Source organism: Candidatus Nitrospira nitrificans, assembly GCF_001458775.1.
Classification (GTDB): domain Bacteria; phylum Nitrospirota; class Nitrospiria; order Nitrospirales; family Nitrospiraceae; genus Nitrospira_D; species Nitrospira_D nitrificans.
Genome location: NZ_CZPZ01000034.1, coordinates 55,760 through 70,733 on the forward strand (window position 1 = coordinate 55,760; position 14,974 = coordinate 70,733).

Annotated in this window: 17 protein-coding genes; 8 read left to right on the forward strand and 9 right to left on the reverse strand. The window is 56.6% G+C overall.

Going from position 1 to position 14,974, the window contains the following annotated elements:
- Positions 1-14 precede the first annotated feature (14 nt).
- Positions 15-1,313 (reverse strand): BaiN/RdsA family NAD(P)/FAD-dependent oxidoreductase, encoded by a 1,299-nt coding sequence (locus tag COMA2_RS17470; RefSeq protein ID WP_139077466.1) that lies wholly within the window; start codon positions 1,311-1,313, stop codon positions 15-17.
- A gap of 217 nt (positions 1,314-1,530) precedes the next feature.
- On the opposite strand from COMA2_RS17470, the gene COMA2_RS20345 reads away from it, so the two are divergent.
- Complete coding sequence (locus tag COMA2_RS20345) at positions 1,531-1,686, forward strand: hypothetical protein (RefSeq protein WP_175304696.1); 156 nt, start codon at positions 1,531-1,533, stop codon at positions 1,684-1,686.
- A gap of 76 nt (positions 1,687-1,762) precedes the next feature.
- On the opposite strand, the gene xth is transcribed toward COMA2_RS20345, so the two are convergent.
- On the reverse strand, positions 1,763-2,536 hold the full coding sequence (xth, locus tag COMA2_RS17475) for an exodeoxyribonuclease III (protein WP_090901425.1): 774 nt from the start codon (positions 2,534-2,536) through the stop codon (positions 1,763-1,765).
- Between the two features lie 84 nt (positions 2,537-2,620).
- Entirely contained in the window at positions 2,621-3,529 is a 909-nt protein-coding gene (locus COMA2_RS17480; protein ID WP_090901427.1) for a hydrogen peroxide-inducible genes activator, read from the reverse strand.
- A gap of 137 nt (positions 3,530-3,666) precedes the next feature.
- On the opposite strand from COMA2_RS17480, the gene COMA2_RS17485 reads away from it, so the two are divergent.
- From COMA2_RS17485 to COMA2_RS17495, 3 genes are all read left to right on the forward strand, one after another.
- Positions 3,667-3,909: a hypothetical protein gene (locus COMA2_RS17485; protein WP_090901430.1), complete on the forward strand. Its 243-nt coding sequence runs from the start codon at positions 3,667-3,669 to the stop codon at positions 3,907-3,909.
- A 193-nt stretch (positions 3,910-4,102) separates the two neighbouring features.
- Positions 4,103-4,612, forward strand: a complete 510-nt coding sequence (locus COMA2_RS17490; RefSeq protein WP_090901716.1) for a Dps family protein — start codon at positions 4,103-4,105, stop codon at positions 4,610-4,612.
- 149 nt (positions 4,613-4,761) lie between these two features.
- Entirely contained in the window at positions 4,762-5,814 is a 1,053-nt protein-coding gene (locus COMA2_RS17495; RefSeq protein WP_245631092.1) for a cytochrome-c peroxidase, read from the forward strand.
- An 88-nt stretch (positions 5,815-5,902) separates the two neighbouring features.
- Here the strand turns inward: COMA2_RS17495 and COMA2_RS17500 are convergent, their stop codons facing one another.
- Both COMA2_RS17500 and COMA2_RS17505 read right to left on the reverse strand, forming a co-directional pair.
- Positions 5,903-6,736 carry a mechanosensitive ion channel domain-containing protein gene (locus COMA2_RS17500; protein ID WP_090901435.1) on the reverse strand — a complete coding sequence of 278 codons (834 nt, stop codon included), beginning with the start codon at positions 6,734-6,736 and terminating at the stop codon, positions 5,903-5,905.
- Between the two features lie 9 nt (positions 6,737-6,745).
- Entirely contained in the window at positions 6,746-7,192 is a 447-nt protein-coding gene (locus tag COMA2_RS17505) for a hypothetical protein (RefSeq protein ID WP_090901438.1), read from the reverse strand.
- A 168-nt stretch (positions 7,193-7,360) separates the two neighbouring features.
- On the opposite strand from COMA2_RS17505, the gene COMA2_RS17510 reads away from it, so the two are divergent.
- Both COMA2_RS17510 and COMA2_RS17515 read left to right on the forward strand, forming a co-directional pair.
- Entirely contained in the window at positions 7,361-8,341 is a 981-nt protein-coding gene (locus COMA2_RS17510; protein ID WP_090901441.1) for a formylglycine-generating enzyme family protein, read from the forward strand.
- 103 nt (positions 8,342-8,444) lie between these two features.
- Positions 8,445-9,263, forward strand: coding sequence for a polyphosphate kinase 2 family protein (locus COMA2_RS17515; RefSeq protein ID WP_245631093.1), 819 nt, complete (start codon positions 8,445-8,447; stop codon positions 9,261-9,263).
- Positions 9,264-10,012: 749 nt separating this feature from the next.
- Here the strand turns inward: COMA2_RS17515 and COMA2_RS17520 are convergent.
- Positions 10,013-10,702: a glycerophosphodiester phosphodiesterase gene (locus COMA2_RS17520; protein WP_090901447.1), complete on the reverse strand. Its 690-nt coding sequence runs from the start codon at positions 10,700-10,702 to the stop codon at positions 10,013-10,015.
- Between the two features lie 303 nt (positions 10,703-11,005).
- Here COMA2_RS17520 and COMA2_RS17530 point away from each other — a divergent pair, with 303 nt between their 5' ends.
- Both COMA2_RS17530 and COMA2_RS17535 read left to right on the forward strand, forming a co-directional pair.
- Complete coding sequence (locus tag COMA2_RS17530) at positions 11,006-11,353, forward strand: 4a-hydroxytetrahydrobiopterin dehydratase (RefSeq protein WP_090901453.1); 348 nt, start codon at positions 11,006-11,008, stop codon at positions 11,351-11,353.
- 57 nt (positions 11,354-11,410) lie between these two features.
- On the forward strand, positions 11,411-13,261 hold the full coding sequence (locus COMA2_RS17535) for a RiPP maturation radical SAM C-methyltransferase (protein ID WP_090901456.1): 1,851 nt from the start codon (positions 11,411-11,413) through the stop codon (positions 13,259-13,261).
- A gap of 14 nt (positions 13,262-13,275) precedes the next feature.
- Here COMA2_RS17535 and COMA2_RS17540 read toward each other — a convergent pair whose 3' ends face one another.
- The 3 genes from COMA2_RS17540 to COMA2_RS17550 form a co-directional block, all read right to left on the reverse strand.
- Entirely contained in the window at positions 13,276-13,608 is a 333-nt protein-coding gene (locus COMA2_RS17540; RefSeq protein ID WP_090901460.1) for an arsenosugar biosynthesis-associated peroxidase-like protein, read from the reverse strand.
- 62 nt (positions 13,609-13,670) lie between these two features.
- Positions 13,671-13,952 (reverse strand): hypothetical protein, encoded by a 282-nt coding sequence (locus tag COMA2_RS17545; RefSeq protein WP_090901462.1) that lies wholly within the window; start codon positions 13,950-13,952, stop codon positions 13,671-13,673.
- Between the two features lie 81 nt (positions 13,953-14,033).
- Positions 14,034-14,864: an inositol monophosphatase family protein gene (locus COMA2_RS17550; protein WP_090901465.1), complete on the reverse strand. Its 831-nt coding sequence runs from the start codon at positions 14,862-14,864 to the stop codon at positions 14,034-14,036.
- Positions 14,865-14,974: the final 110 nt, after the last annotated feature.

A 14,974-nucleotide genomic window follows, 5' to 3' on the forward strand; every position in this document is an offset into this window, starting at 1 on the left:
GAACCCAGTGAGGATCATGGAATTCCCGATGCTGGTTTTATCGCAAACAGACTTCTGGTTGCCGATCGTCCAGCCAGCCATCCTGTCGTCCAAGCCCATTGAAAATTGAACCCTCCGATTCGGCCGTCGCAATCCAACAGCTCCCCGGCGAGATAGAGGCCAGGAAGCAGCTTTGATTCCATCGTGCGATAGTCGATTTCTTCCAAAGGCACGCCGCCGGCCGTGACTTCGGCAAAGTTCCACCCGCGGTCGCCCTCAATCGAAAATCGAAACCTGGTCAGAGCGTTCAATAACCGATCTCGATCAGTGCGCGCGACCTGAGCCATGATGCGCTGCGGTTCGATACGATAATGACGGCAGAGTGATTCGGCAAAGCGATCTGGGACCAGTAAGGAGAGAGTTCGTACAAGCGAGCGTTTCGGATGTTCAACGGTCTGTCTGATAAACCATTCCTTCAAGGCCTCGGATGATCGATCCGGCACGAAGTTGCCATAAAGATCAACGCGCGCGCCTCGATTCGTTGCAAGGGTCCAGAAACGGCTTGCGTCCATGACGACTGGGCCGCTGATCCCGAAATGGGTCCAGAGCAGGCTCCCTGTGCGTCGATCGACTTCTCGACCATCCACCAGAGTCGTCAGCGCCGTTTCCTGCGAGAGGCCTGAGAGTGTCGTGTGAAACATGGAGCGGTCCAACAGGAGCGGGACCAACGCGGGGACCGTCGGAGTCACATGATGGCCGAAGGAGCGGGCTAGCCGGTACCCGAATCCATCGCTTCCTGTTTTCGGCAATGACTGACCACCGGTGGCGAGAATGAGTCGGTCGGCATGGAGCAGGCCATTGCTATGCCGAATTTCAAAGCCGGATCCAGACCGAGCGACCTCGCGTACACGATGATCCAGGCAGAGCGTGACGCTCGACTCCCGCGCGTGGGTAAGCAGTGCAGTGAGAACAGTGCGTGCTTGGTCGGTGATCGGAAACATCTTGCCGGTCTCTTCGCGCTTCAATTCAACACCGAGTGAAGTAAACCACGCAATCGTTTGTTCGACTGAAAACGCCGCGAGGACGTTGCGGATGATGTGTCGATTGCCGAAAAAATCCTTCGGTGTCACACGATCGTGCGTGACGTTGCAACGTCCTCCGCCTGAGACCAGAATCTTAGCCCCCAATGACCGAGCCCCGTCAAGCAGGCAAATCTTTGCGTTTTGGCTGTGTTCTCCGGCTGCGATTGCAGCGGCAAGGCCGGCCGCCCCGCCACCGATAATTGCCACGTCCGTCGTGGATGTTTTCTGAGCGGATAGCGTTGCTGGCTTCATGGGCCGTTTTTCAAACACTCTTGGCCCAGGACTTCGCAGCCAATCGTGATTTCCTCACCGAGGTTGAACGGTCATCTGGTGGGCACGAGACATCCTGCGCTGAAAATCACATGACGATCGAACACGACATTAGAGACTTTTAACTGGCCGTTAACACGGGGTTAATCTTGTGATGCTATTTAGTTTGTCGTCATTCATATCAGCAGGAGGGGGATGCATGACTTGTCTGAAATGCAAAGGTCTGATGATCCACGAGCGTCAACCGGCGGTCTCGTCCAGTGCCGTGATTCTGCGCTGTCTTAATTGTGGGCTGATCATTGATCCCTTGATCGAGCAGAATCGTAGCAACCATATGCGCGCCAAGGCAGCCTAGGAGAGGAGTCCCATTCTGGTCGATCACAAGACCCTGGAATCGATCAGCTTGGTTGGAGTGGATGTCGCGCGCACGGTCAGATCGAAAACTCAGCCCACAAAAAGGTATGGTCTGAAGGTTCTTTCGCTCGCCGAGGCTCGACGTCCACATCCGCCTTCACGCATTTGTCCGCGAGCGGCGCGGTGGCCATCATATGATCGATGCGCCACCCTTTGTTGGCCGCAAGTGAGCTCGGCGCGCGGTAGTCCCAGAATGTATATTGTTGACGTGTCGGATAGAGCTTTACGAAAACATCTTGAAATCCCCATGCGACCGTCTGCTCGTATGCTTTCCGCGCGGCTTCGTGGTAGCAGACATGGTTCAGATGCTTCTCCGGACTGTGAACATCCATGGGGCGAGGGGCTACGTTCATGTCTCCGCACCAAATCGCCGGGGTTTGCGGTGAAAGGTGTGCGTCGAAATAGTTCCGGAGTCGTGCATACCAGGCGAGCTTGTAGGCATACTTCGGCGAGTCGATTTCGAACCCCTGCGGCACGTAGGTATTCACGATGGGAATCCCATCGATGACCACTCTCAGCAAACGAAAGTCCTCCGGGTCTCCTCCATCGTCGAATCCGTAGAACACCGCTTCCGGCTTCTTTCGACTGAGGATCGCCACCCCGTTATAGGACTTCATTCCACGAAAGGTCGTCTCATACCCACTGGGTGCCAGCGCGAGCAAGGGAAACTCGCTATCCTGGACCTTCGTCTCTTGGAGACACAGAACGTCCGGCTGATGCCGATCAAGCCACTCAAGCACGATCGGCAAACGTTTGCGCAATGAATTGACGTTGAAGGTCGCGATTTTCATTCCCAATGCGCTCCCAAGTGAGTCGGCGCATCCTAACAAAAGCCGTTTACGGCAACAAGCGGCAGGATAGGTTGGTCATGAGCGTCATCCCATCGTCATCTTGAGGCCCGGCACCTTCAGCGCATGGACGGCTTCGCGGATCACATCGATGACCTGAGGTCGCGTGAACCCCCGTCGCCAGGCGAGACCGATTCGCCGACCAGGGACCGGATCTGCCAGTTTGATCGTGATCAGGCGTTTGCTTTGGTGCTTCGGCGTGAGGGCGCTGCAGGGCATCACGGTGATGCCGAATCCCGAGACGACCATCTGGCGGATGGTTTCCAACGAGTTTCCCTGCCAGCCTTCCGTATCCGAGCGACTAAGCTCCGGACAGGCATCGAGGACCTGTTGTCGGAAGCAATGTCCTGCATGAGGCAGGAGGACCTTCTCCGCGCCTAATTGACGGGAGTCGAGAACCTTCTTTTTCTGCCACGGGTGTCCGGCGGGGACCACGGCCTGAAACGGTTCATCGTACAAGGCGGTGGTGAGTATTCCTGGTTCCTCGAAGGGGAGGGCGATCATGACGACATCGAGCTTTCCACTCTTCAGCATGCCGACCAGGTTCTGTGTGAGGTTTTCTTCCAGTTCCAGGGGCATTTTTGGCGCCCGCGTATTCAGGAGCGGGACCAAATCCGGAAGGATATACGGTCCCACGGTCGCGATGACGCCGAGCCGCAGCCGCCCGTTCAGTTGATCCTTGCCTTGGGCGGCAAGGATTTTGATGTGCTCCGCCTCTTCCAGCACGCGTTGTGCCTGATGGACGATTTGCTCACCGAGCGGAGTCAGTTCGATTCGGCTCCGGCGGCGTTCGAAAATCGTCGTGCCTAATTCATCTTCTAACTTCTTGATAGCCAGACTCAATGCCGGCTGGGTCACGAATACGCGCTCGGCGGCACGGCCGAAATGGCGCTCTTGAGCCACGGCGACGACATATTGCAATTCCGTCAGAGTCATTGATCGCTACCGTAATAAGTTATTATTATCATTACACGGTATATTATAAATTGGACTGATATACAATGTCCGGTTACCTTGCATTCAAGCACGCGGGAGAATCCCGCAGCAAACACATAAACCAGAAGGAGGATGTCATGAGAGTGCAAGGTATATTGATGGTCGGATTCTTGGCGGTAATGGCGGTAACCGGAGCGACAAATACGGCTGACAGTTTCGCTTCCGATGCGTATCGAGTGGACGTCATCGATGCTCTCCATGAGACGGTCGCGCAGCAGGACAGCGTGAAGACTCAGAACCGGAAGACGAGAGTCGATGTCATTGAAACCATTGGATCAGATGGGGCTGTATATCCTTACACCAAGCCGATGAGCCACTGATCGCCGAGCATCTTTGACTGAGGAGGGCATCCTGCTCTCCTCAGTTGAATCGCTGTGGAAGGCCCATTCTTCCTGTGGCTCAGGACTTGATGATGGTCCAACAATTGAGTCGGCAGCACGAGTCATGATATGACAGGCTCGCGTTGGACCAATGGTGTCCAGCGGGCCCACCAAGCGAGAGAGGGAAAGCATCATGGAAAAAGCAGCGAGGAAAGCAGTGGCCGTCGGTGGGAGTCGGCAGATTGATCTTGGGATCTCGCCGGTGCAGCGAAAGGCTATCGCTGAAGGTTTGGCGAACGTGCTGGCGGATACCTATACTCTCTATCTCAAGACGCACAACTTCCATTGGAATGTGACGGGGCCAATGTTTCAGATGCTCCATCTCATGTTCGAGCAACAATACAATGAACTTGCGTTGGCTGTCGATCTGGTTGCGGAGCGAATACGGGCTTTGGGACATCCCGCGCCGGGAAGCTATGCGCAATTTTCCAAGCTCTCGTCCATCTCCGAAGCGGCGGGCGTACCGAAGGCGGAAGACATGATCCGCCAGTTGGTCGAAGGGCAGGAAGCATTGGTGCGAACATTGCGGAATGTCTTTCCAACGGCTGAGAAGGCCTCGGATCAGGTGACGATCGATCTGTTGACCCAGCGTATGCAAGTGCACGAGAAGACGGCGTGGATGCTCCGCAGTCTGCTGGAGTAAGAATAAGATGAGAGCGGATGGCGGTTTCCACGTACGGTCGATCCACTCGAGAAGGATCCAGAGGTAACGAACGATGAAGCGGTGAGTTCGCAGAGGGAGCTAAAAGTCACAGATATAGCCTGTAGACCTGTAGAAGGGAGGAGATGAAGATGAAGAGGTGGAGGTTGACGAATTCGATACCTGTGCGTGCGTGTATGGTGTTGGGACTACTGTTGGGATTCTCTTTCGGCGAAGCACAAGCGGAGGAGTACAAGCTCAAGATTCCTTTCGGTCTCGAAGAGACTGCCGTGGCCATTCCGGCCGATAATCCTTTGACGAAGGAGAAGATCGAGTTAGGCCGGTTGCTGTTTTTTGATAAGCGGTTGTCGCAGGACAACACTATCGCCTGTGCGAATTGTCATATCGCGAAATTCGCGTTCACGGATGGCAAGCCGGTCTCCACCGGCATCCGAGGCCAGAAGGGTGGTCGCAGCGCACCAGCGTCCTTCAACCGGGTGTTCAGCAGTGCACAATTTTGGGACGGCCGGGCTGCGACATTGGAAGCCCAATCGGTCGGTCCATTTACGAATCCGATCGAGCACGGCTTTGTCAACTACGATGTGATGAATGCGAAGATGATGAAAATCCCAGGCTACCGGAAACTCTTCAAACAAGTCTTCGGTGATGACACCATCACGACGGAGAGAGTGGGCATGGCCATTGCCAGTTTCCAGCGTACTGTTCTGTCCGGGAACAGCCCCGCGGACCGGTTCGATCAGGGAGGGGAAACAGGGGCCATCTCAGAAACCGCTCAGAGGGGCCTCATCCTGTTCCGTGAAAAGGCACGTTGCACCAAGTGCCACTCCGGGTTCAATTTCAGCGACGAAAAGTTTCACAATCTCGGCATCGGCTGGGACAACAATACAGTAGATCTCGGCCGGTACATGGTCACCCAGAACCCTGAGGAACTTGGCGCATTTAAGACCCCCACCTTGCGGGAGATCGCTCGAAGCGCTCCGTACATGCACGACGGGCGCTTCAAGACCCTTGAAGAAGTCGTCGATTTCTACAACAAGGGTGGTGTCAAGAATCCCCACCAGGACAACCTCGTTATTCCGCTGGAGCTGACGGAGCAGGAAAAGCATGACCTGGTGGAGTTTCTCCATACGCTCAATGGGGAAGGGTGGCAACACGTCATGGCGCCAAAGGCGTTTCCCAAGTAATAGGGTAGTTTGATCGTACGAGCGTCATCGGGGGGGCTTCCTTCGGCAGCGAGGGAAGCCCCTCTTCTTTTATCAGGGGTTGAGCCGGTCAGGGGGGTGGGGCCGTTCCGATAAGATAACGACGCAGGATCGCTTGCTCGATACGCGAGCGTCCTCGATCGGGAGCCGGGAACCGGAGGACGAGATGGATCTTTCCGGACTCGGGTAATTGGATGGTGATGCGGGGTTCCGGTGACGGCGCTTCCAGCAGATTGGCCTGCTCCAGCAGTTTCATTTGCCGTACGGCTTCCCCCATGAATGGGGCACACTCGGCCTTGGCGGCCTCCACGAGCGTGCGTTCAGCCTTTTGCCAGTCATCATCGGCCTTGATCGGCACCACGAGTGTATAGAGGCCGTACTCCTGGTCTGGATTCTCTTTGATCAAGGCATTCGTGAACAGCAGGCTATTGGGAAATACGGCGACCCGGCCGGTGTACAAGTGCGCGGATTGCCCCGGGCCGATCTCCAATAACTTCGTCGCAAAGACATCGTGGTCCAGTACGACTCCGCGGTGGCCTGCGATCTGGATTCGATCACCGACGGCATAGACCTTGCCGCCCACTCGCAGCGCAGCGCCACTCCAACAGAGGATCAGCTCTTTTGTCGCCAAGACCATCGCCGCCGCCAACGCGACGAGCGATACGGCAAACGCCTGGAGCTCGTGGGCCCAGATGATCACCAGGCCGATAAAAAACGCGAAGACGACGGAATTCCGGGTCGTCACCACCCATCGACGTTTCGACTCCATCGTGAGCGTCGGATTGCCGGCGATCCATCGGACGGTCAGCGCTCTGATGATGATCAAGAACAGCAACAGGATCAGCGACTTGAGTCCGTCAAGGGTGACCGAGCTGTCGATGGGAAACCACTCGCTTGGGGGCACGACCGTCCTCTATTTGGCGGTGAGTGTTTCGCGGGTACCTGGAACGCATTCCTCGCGTTTCCAGTTCTTCAGGGTCTTGTCTTCGGAGAACGTCAACGTGTATCGATAGCAATACAACGTGGGTTTGGAGATCTCTGTCCCCTTGCCCATCAAGCCGGTGACCGAGTTGGACGCGTCGGCGACGAAGGAGGAGTTCCACGCGGTGAGGTCCTGTTCGCTGAGCGCGAACCGATAGGTCCAATGACTATCCCCACCGAGAGCCGGCGTCTTGGCTGTGTGCGGAGGCCCGAGTCGCTCTCGAATCTCCTCCTGTGACAGTCGACCGACCCCTTTCTTGAAATAGGTATCTCGCCAAGGCCCACCACAGCCGGAAACGCCGAGGGCCAGGGCGACGAGCAGGGTACAGGTGCCAAGAGGGAGGCACTTTTGGATGGCGAACGCAATCGAGACCGGCATGCTGACACCTACGCTACACTGGACGATCGGTAAGTGCAACTCTTGCACGCAAGCATCGGCGATCATGCTTAACGGGCTACCGCCATCGGGCCATACAGCGGCCGAGTCGAGGTGGGCTGGATTTGATCTTGCGTTTTCGGTACCGTAGTATCGGTCGAGGACGAATGTATGAATGTTCGACGAATTGTGACCGCATGGGCTACCGGTGTTCTGACCCTCTTTCTACAGATAGGGCTTGCAGCGGCGACCGAAGGCCGGACATCGAAGCCTGAGTCTGTTCCATCAACTTCCCTCAAGCCTGATTTTTCTGCCCTTCCGGCGAAACCATCCAGCGCCAACGGCGATCATAAAACTGCAGAAAAGAGCAAGCCGCCGGCCAACGGTGGCGCTGCGCACCAGCTGGCTCTGTTGCACGCCGTCGTTCCTGAACTTATCGGGAAAGACGGAGCGCCGATGGTGTTGGTTTCGGCGGGCGAGTTTGTGATGGGAAGCGATAAAGGTGATGAAGACGAAGCCCCTGCGCATCGCGTCTACCTCAATGCCTTCTACATCGATAAATTCGAGGTGACGAACGGACGATTCGCCAAATATGTCGAGGCCATTCAGAGCGAGCCTCCGTGGGGATTCACGGACAAGGAGACGCCCGTGATCCATGCCGAACGTCCGGTCCGCTGGGTCAACTGGATGGATGCGATGGGCTATTGCCTCTGGCTGGGGAAACGGCTGCCCACAGAGGCCGAATGGGAAAAGGCGGCACGCGGGACCGATGAACGGACCTATCCGTGGGGAAACGATCCGCCGACTCCGGTGCATGCGGTCTATGGGTTGAAGGAAGGCGGCGCGGAGACGGTGTCGGTCATCGGCAATCACCACATGGGGCAAAGTCCGTATGGTGTGCAGGACCTGGCCGGTAATCTCTATGAATGGGTGCTAGACTGGTACGCCGAGGATTTCTATTCCAGCTTTATCAACAGCCCCGCGATCAATCCCCGCGGTCCCAGCGAAGGAACGACCAAAGTCCAGCGTGGTGGATCCTACATCAATACGCCGTATCGACTGCGGTCATCGTTTCGCACGAAGGGTGATCCGACCGAGCAAGATCCGAATGTGGGCTTCCGCTGCGCCCAGGATGTTCAGAAGCAGCCGTAGGCTTGTCTTGTCCCTGCCCGATCGCAGGCAACACCGCGAAAGCTCGGAGGTCGTCCTAGGGAAGGGTGCCGCATATCCGCGGCCGGAGCCAAGGGAGGAATCCGTGAAACAATACCGTGTGAAGCCCGACGGAAAACTTTCGCTCAAAGAATTGAATCCTGACGACACGGGCGACTACAAGAAGAGCGAACAAGGAAAAGCGAAGGCCAAAGCCGAAACAGCCAAGCTCATTGCCAGGCTCGATGGATTACAAGAACGATTGTATGCCGGCGCGACGCGATCGCTCCTGCTCGTGCTGCAGGGGATGGATACGAGCGGGAAGGATGGGACCATCAAGAGCGTTATGTCCGGTGTGAACCCGCAAGGTTGCAAAGTGGCGGCATTCAAGGCTCCGACCAAGGATGAACTGGCCCGCGATTTTCTGTGGCGTGTGCATCGCGAGGTGCCTCCCAAAGGCTACATCGGCATCTTTAACCGGTCGCACTATGAGGATGTGTTGATTACGCGGGTCCATGGGTGGGTGTCCGACAAAGTTGCCAAGCGTCGATTCGACCAAATCAAAGAATTCGAGGAACTGCTGACCGAAAGCGGGACGGCCGTGCTCAAGGTCTTCCTCCATATCTCGAAGGACGAACAGAAAGGACGACTGGAAGCCCGCATCGCCGATCCGGAGAAACGCTGGAAATGGAGTTCCGGCGATCTGGAGGAACGGAAGCTGTGGGATGAGTACCAAAAGGCCTTCGAAGAGGTCATGTCGGCGACCAGCACCGAGAGCGCGCCCTGGTACGTCGTGCCGGCGAATCGAAAGTGGTATCGCAACCTTATTGTGGCTGACCGTGTCGTGAACGCGTTGGAAGACATGAAACTCAAGATGCCTCCGGCACCGGATGGTGTGGATTTTACCAAGCTCAGGATCGTGTAGCGGGGTGTCAGGCCGACTGGGACCGGTCGGTGCCACGCGTCATGCTTCGTCGTGGGTGAGGCCTGAAAGGGGAAGCGCGGTATGAGCACCCCACTTCTCCTTCTTTATTCATGCTGAGGTGTTCCATGAATCGGATCGTTGGACAGAGGCGCGATCGCCTGTGCGATGGTATTCCCCGCTCGAGGACCTCGTGCTGGTTGGCAATCTGCGATGCGTTACGTCTCGGGGCTCGGAAGAGTGATGTGACTCTTGACAAGGTTTTCTAATAGGCGTAGTGAGGTCATTGCGGCCCATCTTTTAACGGAAGTTCGAGAGATCGGGTAGACCGCGCGGCTGCCATCCAGGTCTCTCGGTGACTTCACAGCGAGAGGAGGGTGGAAATGGACGACACGACGCCACCTGGCCCATCAGGCCCACCGATTCACGGGTGGGTTTCTCGTCGGTCTTGCTAGCCCGATTTTTCGCTGGCTGTGCAGAGCGGCACGGATGGTCACTCGTATGCGAGAGGCCAGAGCCATACAAGCGGAGAAACCTCGGGAGCAGGAGGAACACAGATACCCGGAATGACGAGGTCTTCCCCGACTGGAAACCTTGGACGACTTGTATCGTGTGGGTCTTCTGGGCCGCAACAACTGAGATCTTCATATTCCGGCGTCCTAAGCGCCGATCACGGGCGACCTCCCACCGCAGTGCAAGGTCGCCCGTGCTATGTGAGGAGCCTTGCGCAACGCCGATGGTTGCGTGGCCTTTCAGACAAGGTCCGGAAAGTCGGAGATGATCCCATCCACCCCGAGTATCTTCATCTTGCTGATTTGAGCGGGCTGATTGGCCGTGTAAGCGAACACGATCAGGCCGTCGTTGCGTAGAGCATTCACGAGTGGCTCAGTCACGGTATCGAGACGCAAACCTACGTGGGTGGCATGAAGTTTAGCGGCTGCGGCTCCTGGATTGGCTGGCAAACGCGTAAAGAGGATCATGGTTTGTGCGTGTGGATTCGCTCGTCGGACATGTTGGAGCTCTTCCTGTAGGAATGAAGCATAGATCACAGGTTGATTGAAACCGCTGCCACGGACGATCGCGCAGACATCATAGGCCGATCCCCCGGTCTTCAGCTCCAGAATCAGGCCGATTCGGCCGTTCGCGGCCTTGAGCACGTCGTCTAAGGTCGGAGGGCTTTCGCCGCCACCGGCATCCAGCATTCGAATAGCTGGTAGCGTCAGATCCGCAACACACCCGCGACCGTTCGTGGTGCGGTCGACCCGCTTGTCATGCAGAAGGACCAATTCGTCGTCGGACGTTCGTTGAATGTCCACCTCCGTCAAGGCGCACCGAAGCACGATCGCCTGCTCAATGGAGGCCAAGGTATTTTCCGGTGCGTGTCCGCAGGCGCCTCGATGTCCGATGCGGAGGATCGTGCTCGTAGGGGGTTCTTGTGTCATGGCTCTGTCCTACCACATTGCGCCATATCGCAGTGATGGAAAAGAAATCGAAAAGAGCCCTGTCGCTCGCAACTCGATGGTGCACCGGAAGACATCTATGCGCTGGAGTTCGAAGAACCGGCCCCTGATCACGCGGGCGTTCTGTTATGAAGAGCGCCCGCGATTCAAGATGCACGATCTGGCCGAGCTTGGCGGGGCGCCGGACGAGAGAGCGTAGTCAATCGTTTCCCCTTTCTCCACCTTGTTTCCCGACTGAGCGCACCTTTAGAATGTTTCATTGGATTTTCTCGCAAGGAGGACATTATGGCGCTTGCTGACAATAAATGTGTACCCTGTCGTGGCGGGGTGCCGCCGTTACCGAATGACCGCGCTGAGGCATTGCTGAAGGAACTCGGCCGTGGGTGGACGTTGAATGCCCAGGGTCATCTGGAGCGTCTCTACACGTTCAAGGATTTTGCGCAGGCGTTGGCCTATGTGAACAAGGTCGGAGCGATCGCAGAGGCGGAGGGCCATCATCCGGATCTCTATCTCGCCTGGGGCAAGTGCAAGGTTGAGATCTGGACACACAAGGTCGACGGCCTAACCGAAAGCGATTTCTATCTGGCGGCGAAGGCGGATCGTGAATTTGAGCCGTTCAAGGCAGGAGCCTAGTCGGGCCTATCGTACCGCAAGTTCATCGGGAGCTTTTCCTACCACGCGAGGCATGGGATGAGCGAAGAAACTCACGTGGCGCTCGTCAACATGCCGTTCAGTTACGCCAAGTATCCCTCGATTCAACTCGGGACGCTCTCCGCGCTGCTCAAAGCCAACGGCATTCCCGTCGCCTGTCACCACTTGAACGTCCGGTTTGCCCATCTGATCGGCGTGGAGTTACATGAAAGCATTTGCGAGAAACGCGCGCTTTTCGGCGAGTGGCTCTTCTCCTATCTCTTCTTTCGGGAGAATCCGAAGCGCACGGAGTATCCGCACGTGTTCAAGCCGGTCTTTGAGCAGATCGCTCGGGAGAGCGGGAAGCCGGTCGGCTACTTCGAAGAAATGGCGACCCGCATTGCTCCGCAGTTTCTGACCTGGGCGCTACGGTCGATCGATTGGGGGCAGTACAAGCTGGTCGGGTTTACATCGACGTTCGATCAGAACGTCGCGAGTCTCACGATGGCTAAGCTCATCAAGGATCTGTATCCGGACGTGACCATCGTCTTCGGCGGCGCCAACTTCGACGGCGAAATGGGGCTGGAACACTTCCGGGCGTTTCCCTTCATTGATCATGTCGTAGTTGGGGAAGGGGAAGAAAGTTTCTTGCCCCTGGTTCGTCAGGTTCTGGCCGGCAAGAAAGGTGACTATCCGAACGGCGTCATCTACCGGAAGGGCGCGAAGATCGGACTCACGCCGAACGATTCGCTCTTTTCCAATTTTGCCAAGACCGGTCCACCGGATTATGACGATTACTATCACCTGCTCGGCGAGCTGGGCGACAAGGCACAGGGGCTCGATCGCATCCTCCTGTACGAAGGCTCCCGGGGCTGTTGGTGGGGCGAGAAACATCACTGCACGTTCTGTGGGCTCAATGCACAGAGCATGAAGTTCCGAGCGAAGGCGCCCGAGCAAGTCATGCGGGAGATTGCCGCGCTCTCTCAGCGCTACGATGCCGTCCGGTTTCGTCTCGTCGATAACATCATCGACATGGCCTATATCGACCATCTGTTCGGCAAACTGGCGCAGGACCATTGCGACCTGGACGTGTTTATCGAAACCAAGAGCAATCTCCAGAAACGACAGATCAAGACCTTGGCTGCCGGCGGGGTGAAGTGCATGCAGCCGGGCCTGGAAAGCCTCAGCTTCGCTCAGTTGCGCTCGATGGACAAGGGCGTCACGCCGATGCAGAACATCGTCTGTCTCAAGTGGAGCCAGTATTATCACGTGAGGGTGTCGTGGAACATCTTGTTGGGGTTCCCAGGCGAGACCAACGAGGATTACCAGCGTCAACTCGAGCTGATTCCATCACTGCTTCACCTGCAACCTCCGGAAGCCACCGGCAAGTTCTGGCTCCAGCGCTTCAGCCCCTATTTCACTAGGCCGCATGAGTATGGCATCCGGATTATCGGGCCGGGGATGGCATATGAATATGTGTACGATGCGCGGCAGGTTGATGTGAGCAAGATCGCCTATGATTTCGAGTATGAGCTCGACCACTGGCCGGTGGATCCGCACCTGTATCAAGAGTTGGTCGCTGCAATCGAAAGCTGGCAGCGGCTGCATAAGTCCGAAGACAAGCCCTTTCTGTATTACTCCAAGGCCCCGAACTACGTGACAGTCTACGACGGACGAAATCCGAAAGCGCCGACTCGCCGACGACATGAAGGCTTGGCGGCGATGGTGATTGAGATCTGTAATGAGTCGGCGAAGACGGCGGAGCAGATCTGCGCAGCCCTGGCGGGGCGGATCGATTGCAGCGATGCGGTTTTGTCGCCTATCCTCGACGACCTTACAGCGCAACGCGTCTTGTACGAAGAGCGCGGCAAGCACTTCACGCTGGCGATTCCGGAGAATCCCTATCTTTGACTCCCGTAAGCCTCCTACATCGACAGTTTCTCGGCCACGTTGCGCATCTGTACGCCGTGGACCAGTGATGCGCCGCCGCGGATCGCGCAGGCGACGTGGACGGCTTCGGTCATTTCTTCAATATTCGATCCTTTTTCCAGTGAAGCCTGGGTATAGGCGTCGATACAGTAGGGACATTGCACGGTGTGGGCGACGGCCAGAGCAATGAGCGCCTTCTCTCGCTCCGTCAACGCGTTCTCCGCAAACACCGCGTCGTAGTAGTTCTTGAACTTCTCCCATAGCGCTTTGTTGCCCTTCCCGATATCGGCAAACTTGCCAAGATCATGCGAATGGTAATACGAGTCCATGAGGAAACCTCCCATGTGATTCGATAATGTGGAGCAAAAAGACGTAGAGAGCGATGAAACGATCAGGCATGGCCCGGAGGGATAGGCTCGACATTCGCAAGAGCTTCGGAGAAGCGATTACCGACGATGTCGGTCACCTGCGCCATGAGATCCTTCACTTCCTGCCATTCGGTCGGCAACAAGTCCTGCTTCAACTGGGGGTGAATCGCCCATTGGGCTTCAACTTGTATCCCTTTTCGGCTGACGAGCACGCGAAGCAATTCCACGTCCCAGGCCGGATCTGCGGTTTGATCATCGGAAAGACTGTTGTTCGGTTGTTCTGGTGGAGGTCCGGCGCGCGCCATGTGAAGACTCCGGTTGAGCGATATTCACAGCATACCGTATCCCCACTCTTGTTGTACATCGTGATGGAGTCTCACGTGCGCTTATGTCCGTGGAGCGTCTTGGTTGAGGACGTGGAGCATGGCCTCGTGGATGTGCCCATTGCTTGCCACGAGTTCTTGTCCGTAGATAGACAGATCTTTCCCACTGAAATCGGTCAGCCGCCCTCCGGCTTCTTTCACAATGACTGATCCGGCCGCCATATCCCAGGGATTGAGCCGGACTTCCCAGAACCCATCGAAGCGTCCCGCCGCCACATAGCAGAGGTCCAACGCCGCAGAACCCGTTCGCCGAAGTCCCTGTGCCTTGAGTGCAAACTTGGCAAAATGGTCCAGGTTGTTGCGTGGCGTGTCCCGGATGTCGTACGCGAAGCCTGTTACCAGCAGGCTTCGATCAAGCGTTGCCGTGCTGGTTACGTGGATGGGGTGACCGTTCAGCCGAGCGCCACCATGTTCGATGGCTGTGAAGAGTTCGTCCCGCGAGGGATCAACGACCACGCCAAGAATGCAGCGCCCCTCATACTCGAGGCCGATGGAAACGCAGTAGATGGGGTAGCCGTGAGCGAAATTCGTCGTGCCGTCAAGCGGGTCGATAACCCAGAGATAGGGTGACTGGGCCCCCTCAATACGGCCACGCTCCTCGGCTAGGAATCGATGGGTGGGGAAGCGAGCCTTGATGCATTCGATGACACACTGTTCAGCGGCATGGTCCGCCTCAGTCACCAGATTGATGGGATTCTTATACTCGATGCGGAACCCTGAACTCGCATATGTTCGGATGAGGTCACCCGCTTCTTTGCCGGCGGCAATCGCCGTATCGAGTAGGACGTCGTTGGACAGGTGGTCATGCTGAATCGGCACGCCGGATTGTAGCATGCCCGGGTGTGAAATCGAGTGGTAATGGTGCTTTCCACAGAAACAAGCCTTCTCTACAACGTGCAGGCAAGGATTACATGTGTGCAAGAGTATGTTTATTGAGAGAACAC

Coding starts and splice junctions, on each gene's coding strand:
- COMA2_RS17470 (WP_139077466.1), bottom strand. CDS start 1,313: ATGAAGCCAGCAACGCTATCCGCTCAGAAAACATCCACGACGGACGTG.
- COMA2_RS20345 (WP_175304696.1), top strand. CDS start 1,531: ATGACTTGTCTGAAATGCAAAGGTCTGATGATCCACGAGCGTCAACCG.
- xth (WP_090901425.1), bottom strand. CDS start 2,536: ATGAAAATCGCGACCTTCAACGTCAATTCATTGCGCAAACGTTTGCCG.
- COMA2_RS17480 (WP_090901427.1), bottom strand. CDS start 3,529: ATGACTCTGACGGAATTGCAATATGTCGTCGCCGTGGCTCAAGAGCGC.
- COMA2_RS17485 (WP_090901430.1), top strand. CDS start 3,667: ATGAGAGTGCAAGGTATATTGATGGTCGGATTCTTGGCGGTAATGGCG.
- COMA2_RS17490 (WP_090901716.1), top strand. CDS start 4,103: ATGGAAAAAGCAGCGAGGAAAGCAGTGGCCGTCGGTGGGAGTCGGCAG.
- COMA2_RS17495 (WP_245631092.1), top strand. CDS start 4,762: ATGAAGAGGTGGAGGTTGACGAATTCGATACCTGTGCGTGCGTGTATG.
- COMA2_RS17505 (WP_090901438.1), bottom strand. CDS start 7,192: ATGCCGGTCTCGATTGCGTTCGCCATCCAAAAGTGCCTCCCTCTTGGC.
- COMA2_RS17510 (WP_090901441.1), top strand. CDS start 7,361: ATGAATGTTCGACGAATTGTGACCGCATGGGCTACCGGTGTTCTGACC.
- COMA2_RS17520 (WP_090901447.1), bottom strand. CDS start 10,702: ATGACACAAGAACCCCCTACGAGCACGATCCTCCGCATCGGACATCGA.
- COMA2_RS17530 (WP_090901453.1), top strand. CDS start 11,006: ATGGCGCTTGCTGACAATAAATGTGTACCCTGTCGTGGCGGGGTGCCG.
- COMA2_RS17535 (WP_090901456.1), top strand. CDS start 11,411: ATGAGCGAAGAAACTCACGTGGCGCTCGTCAACATGCCGTTCAGTTAC.
- COMA2_RS17540 (WP_090901460.1), bottom strand. CDS start 13,608: ATGGACTCGTATTACCATTCGCATGATCTTGGCAAGTTTGCCGATATC.
- COMA2_RS17545 (WP_090901462.1), bottom strand. CDS start 13,952: ATGGCGCGCGCCGGACCTCCACCAGAACAACCGAACAACAGTCTTTCC.
- COMA2_RS17550 (WP_090901465.1), bottom strand. CDS start 14,864: ATGCTACAATCCGGCGTGCCGATTCAGCATGACCACCTGTCCAACGAC.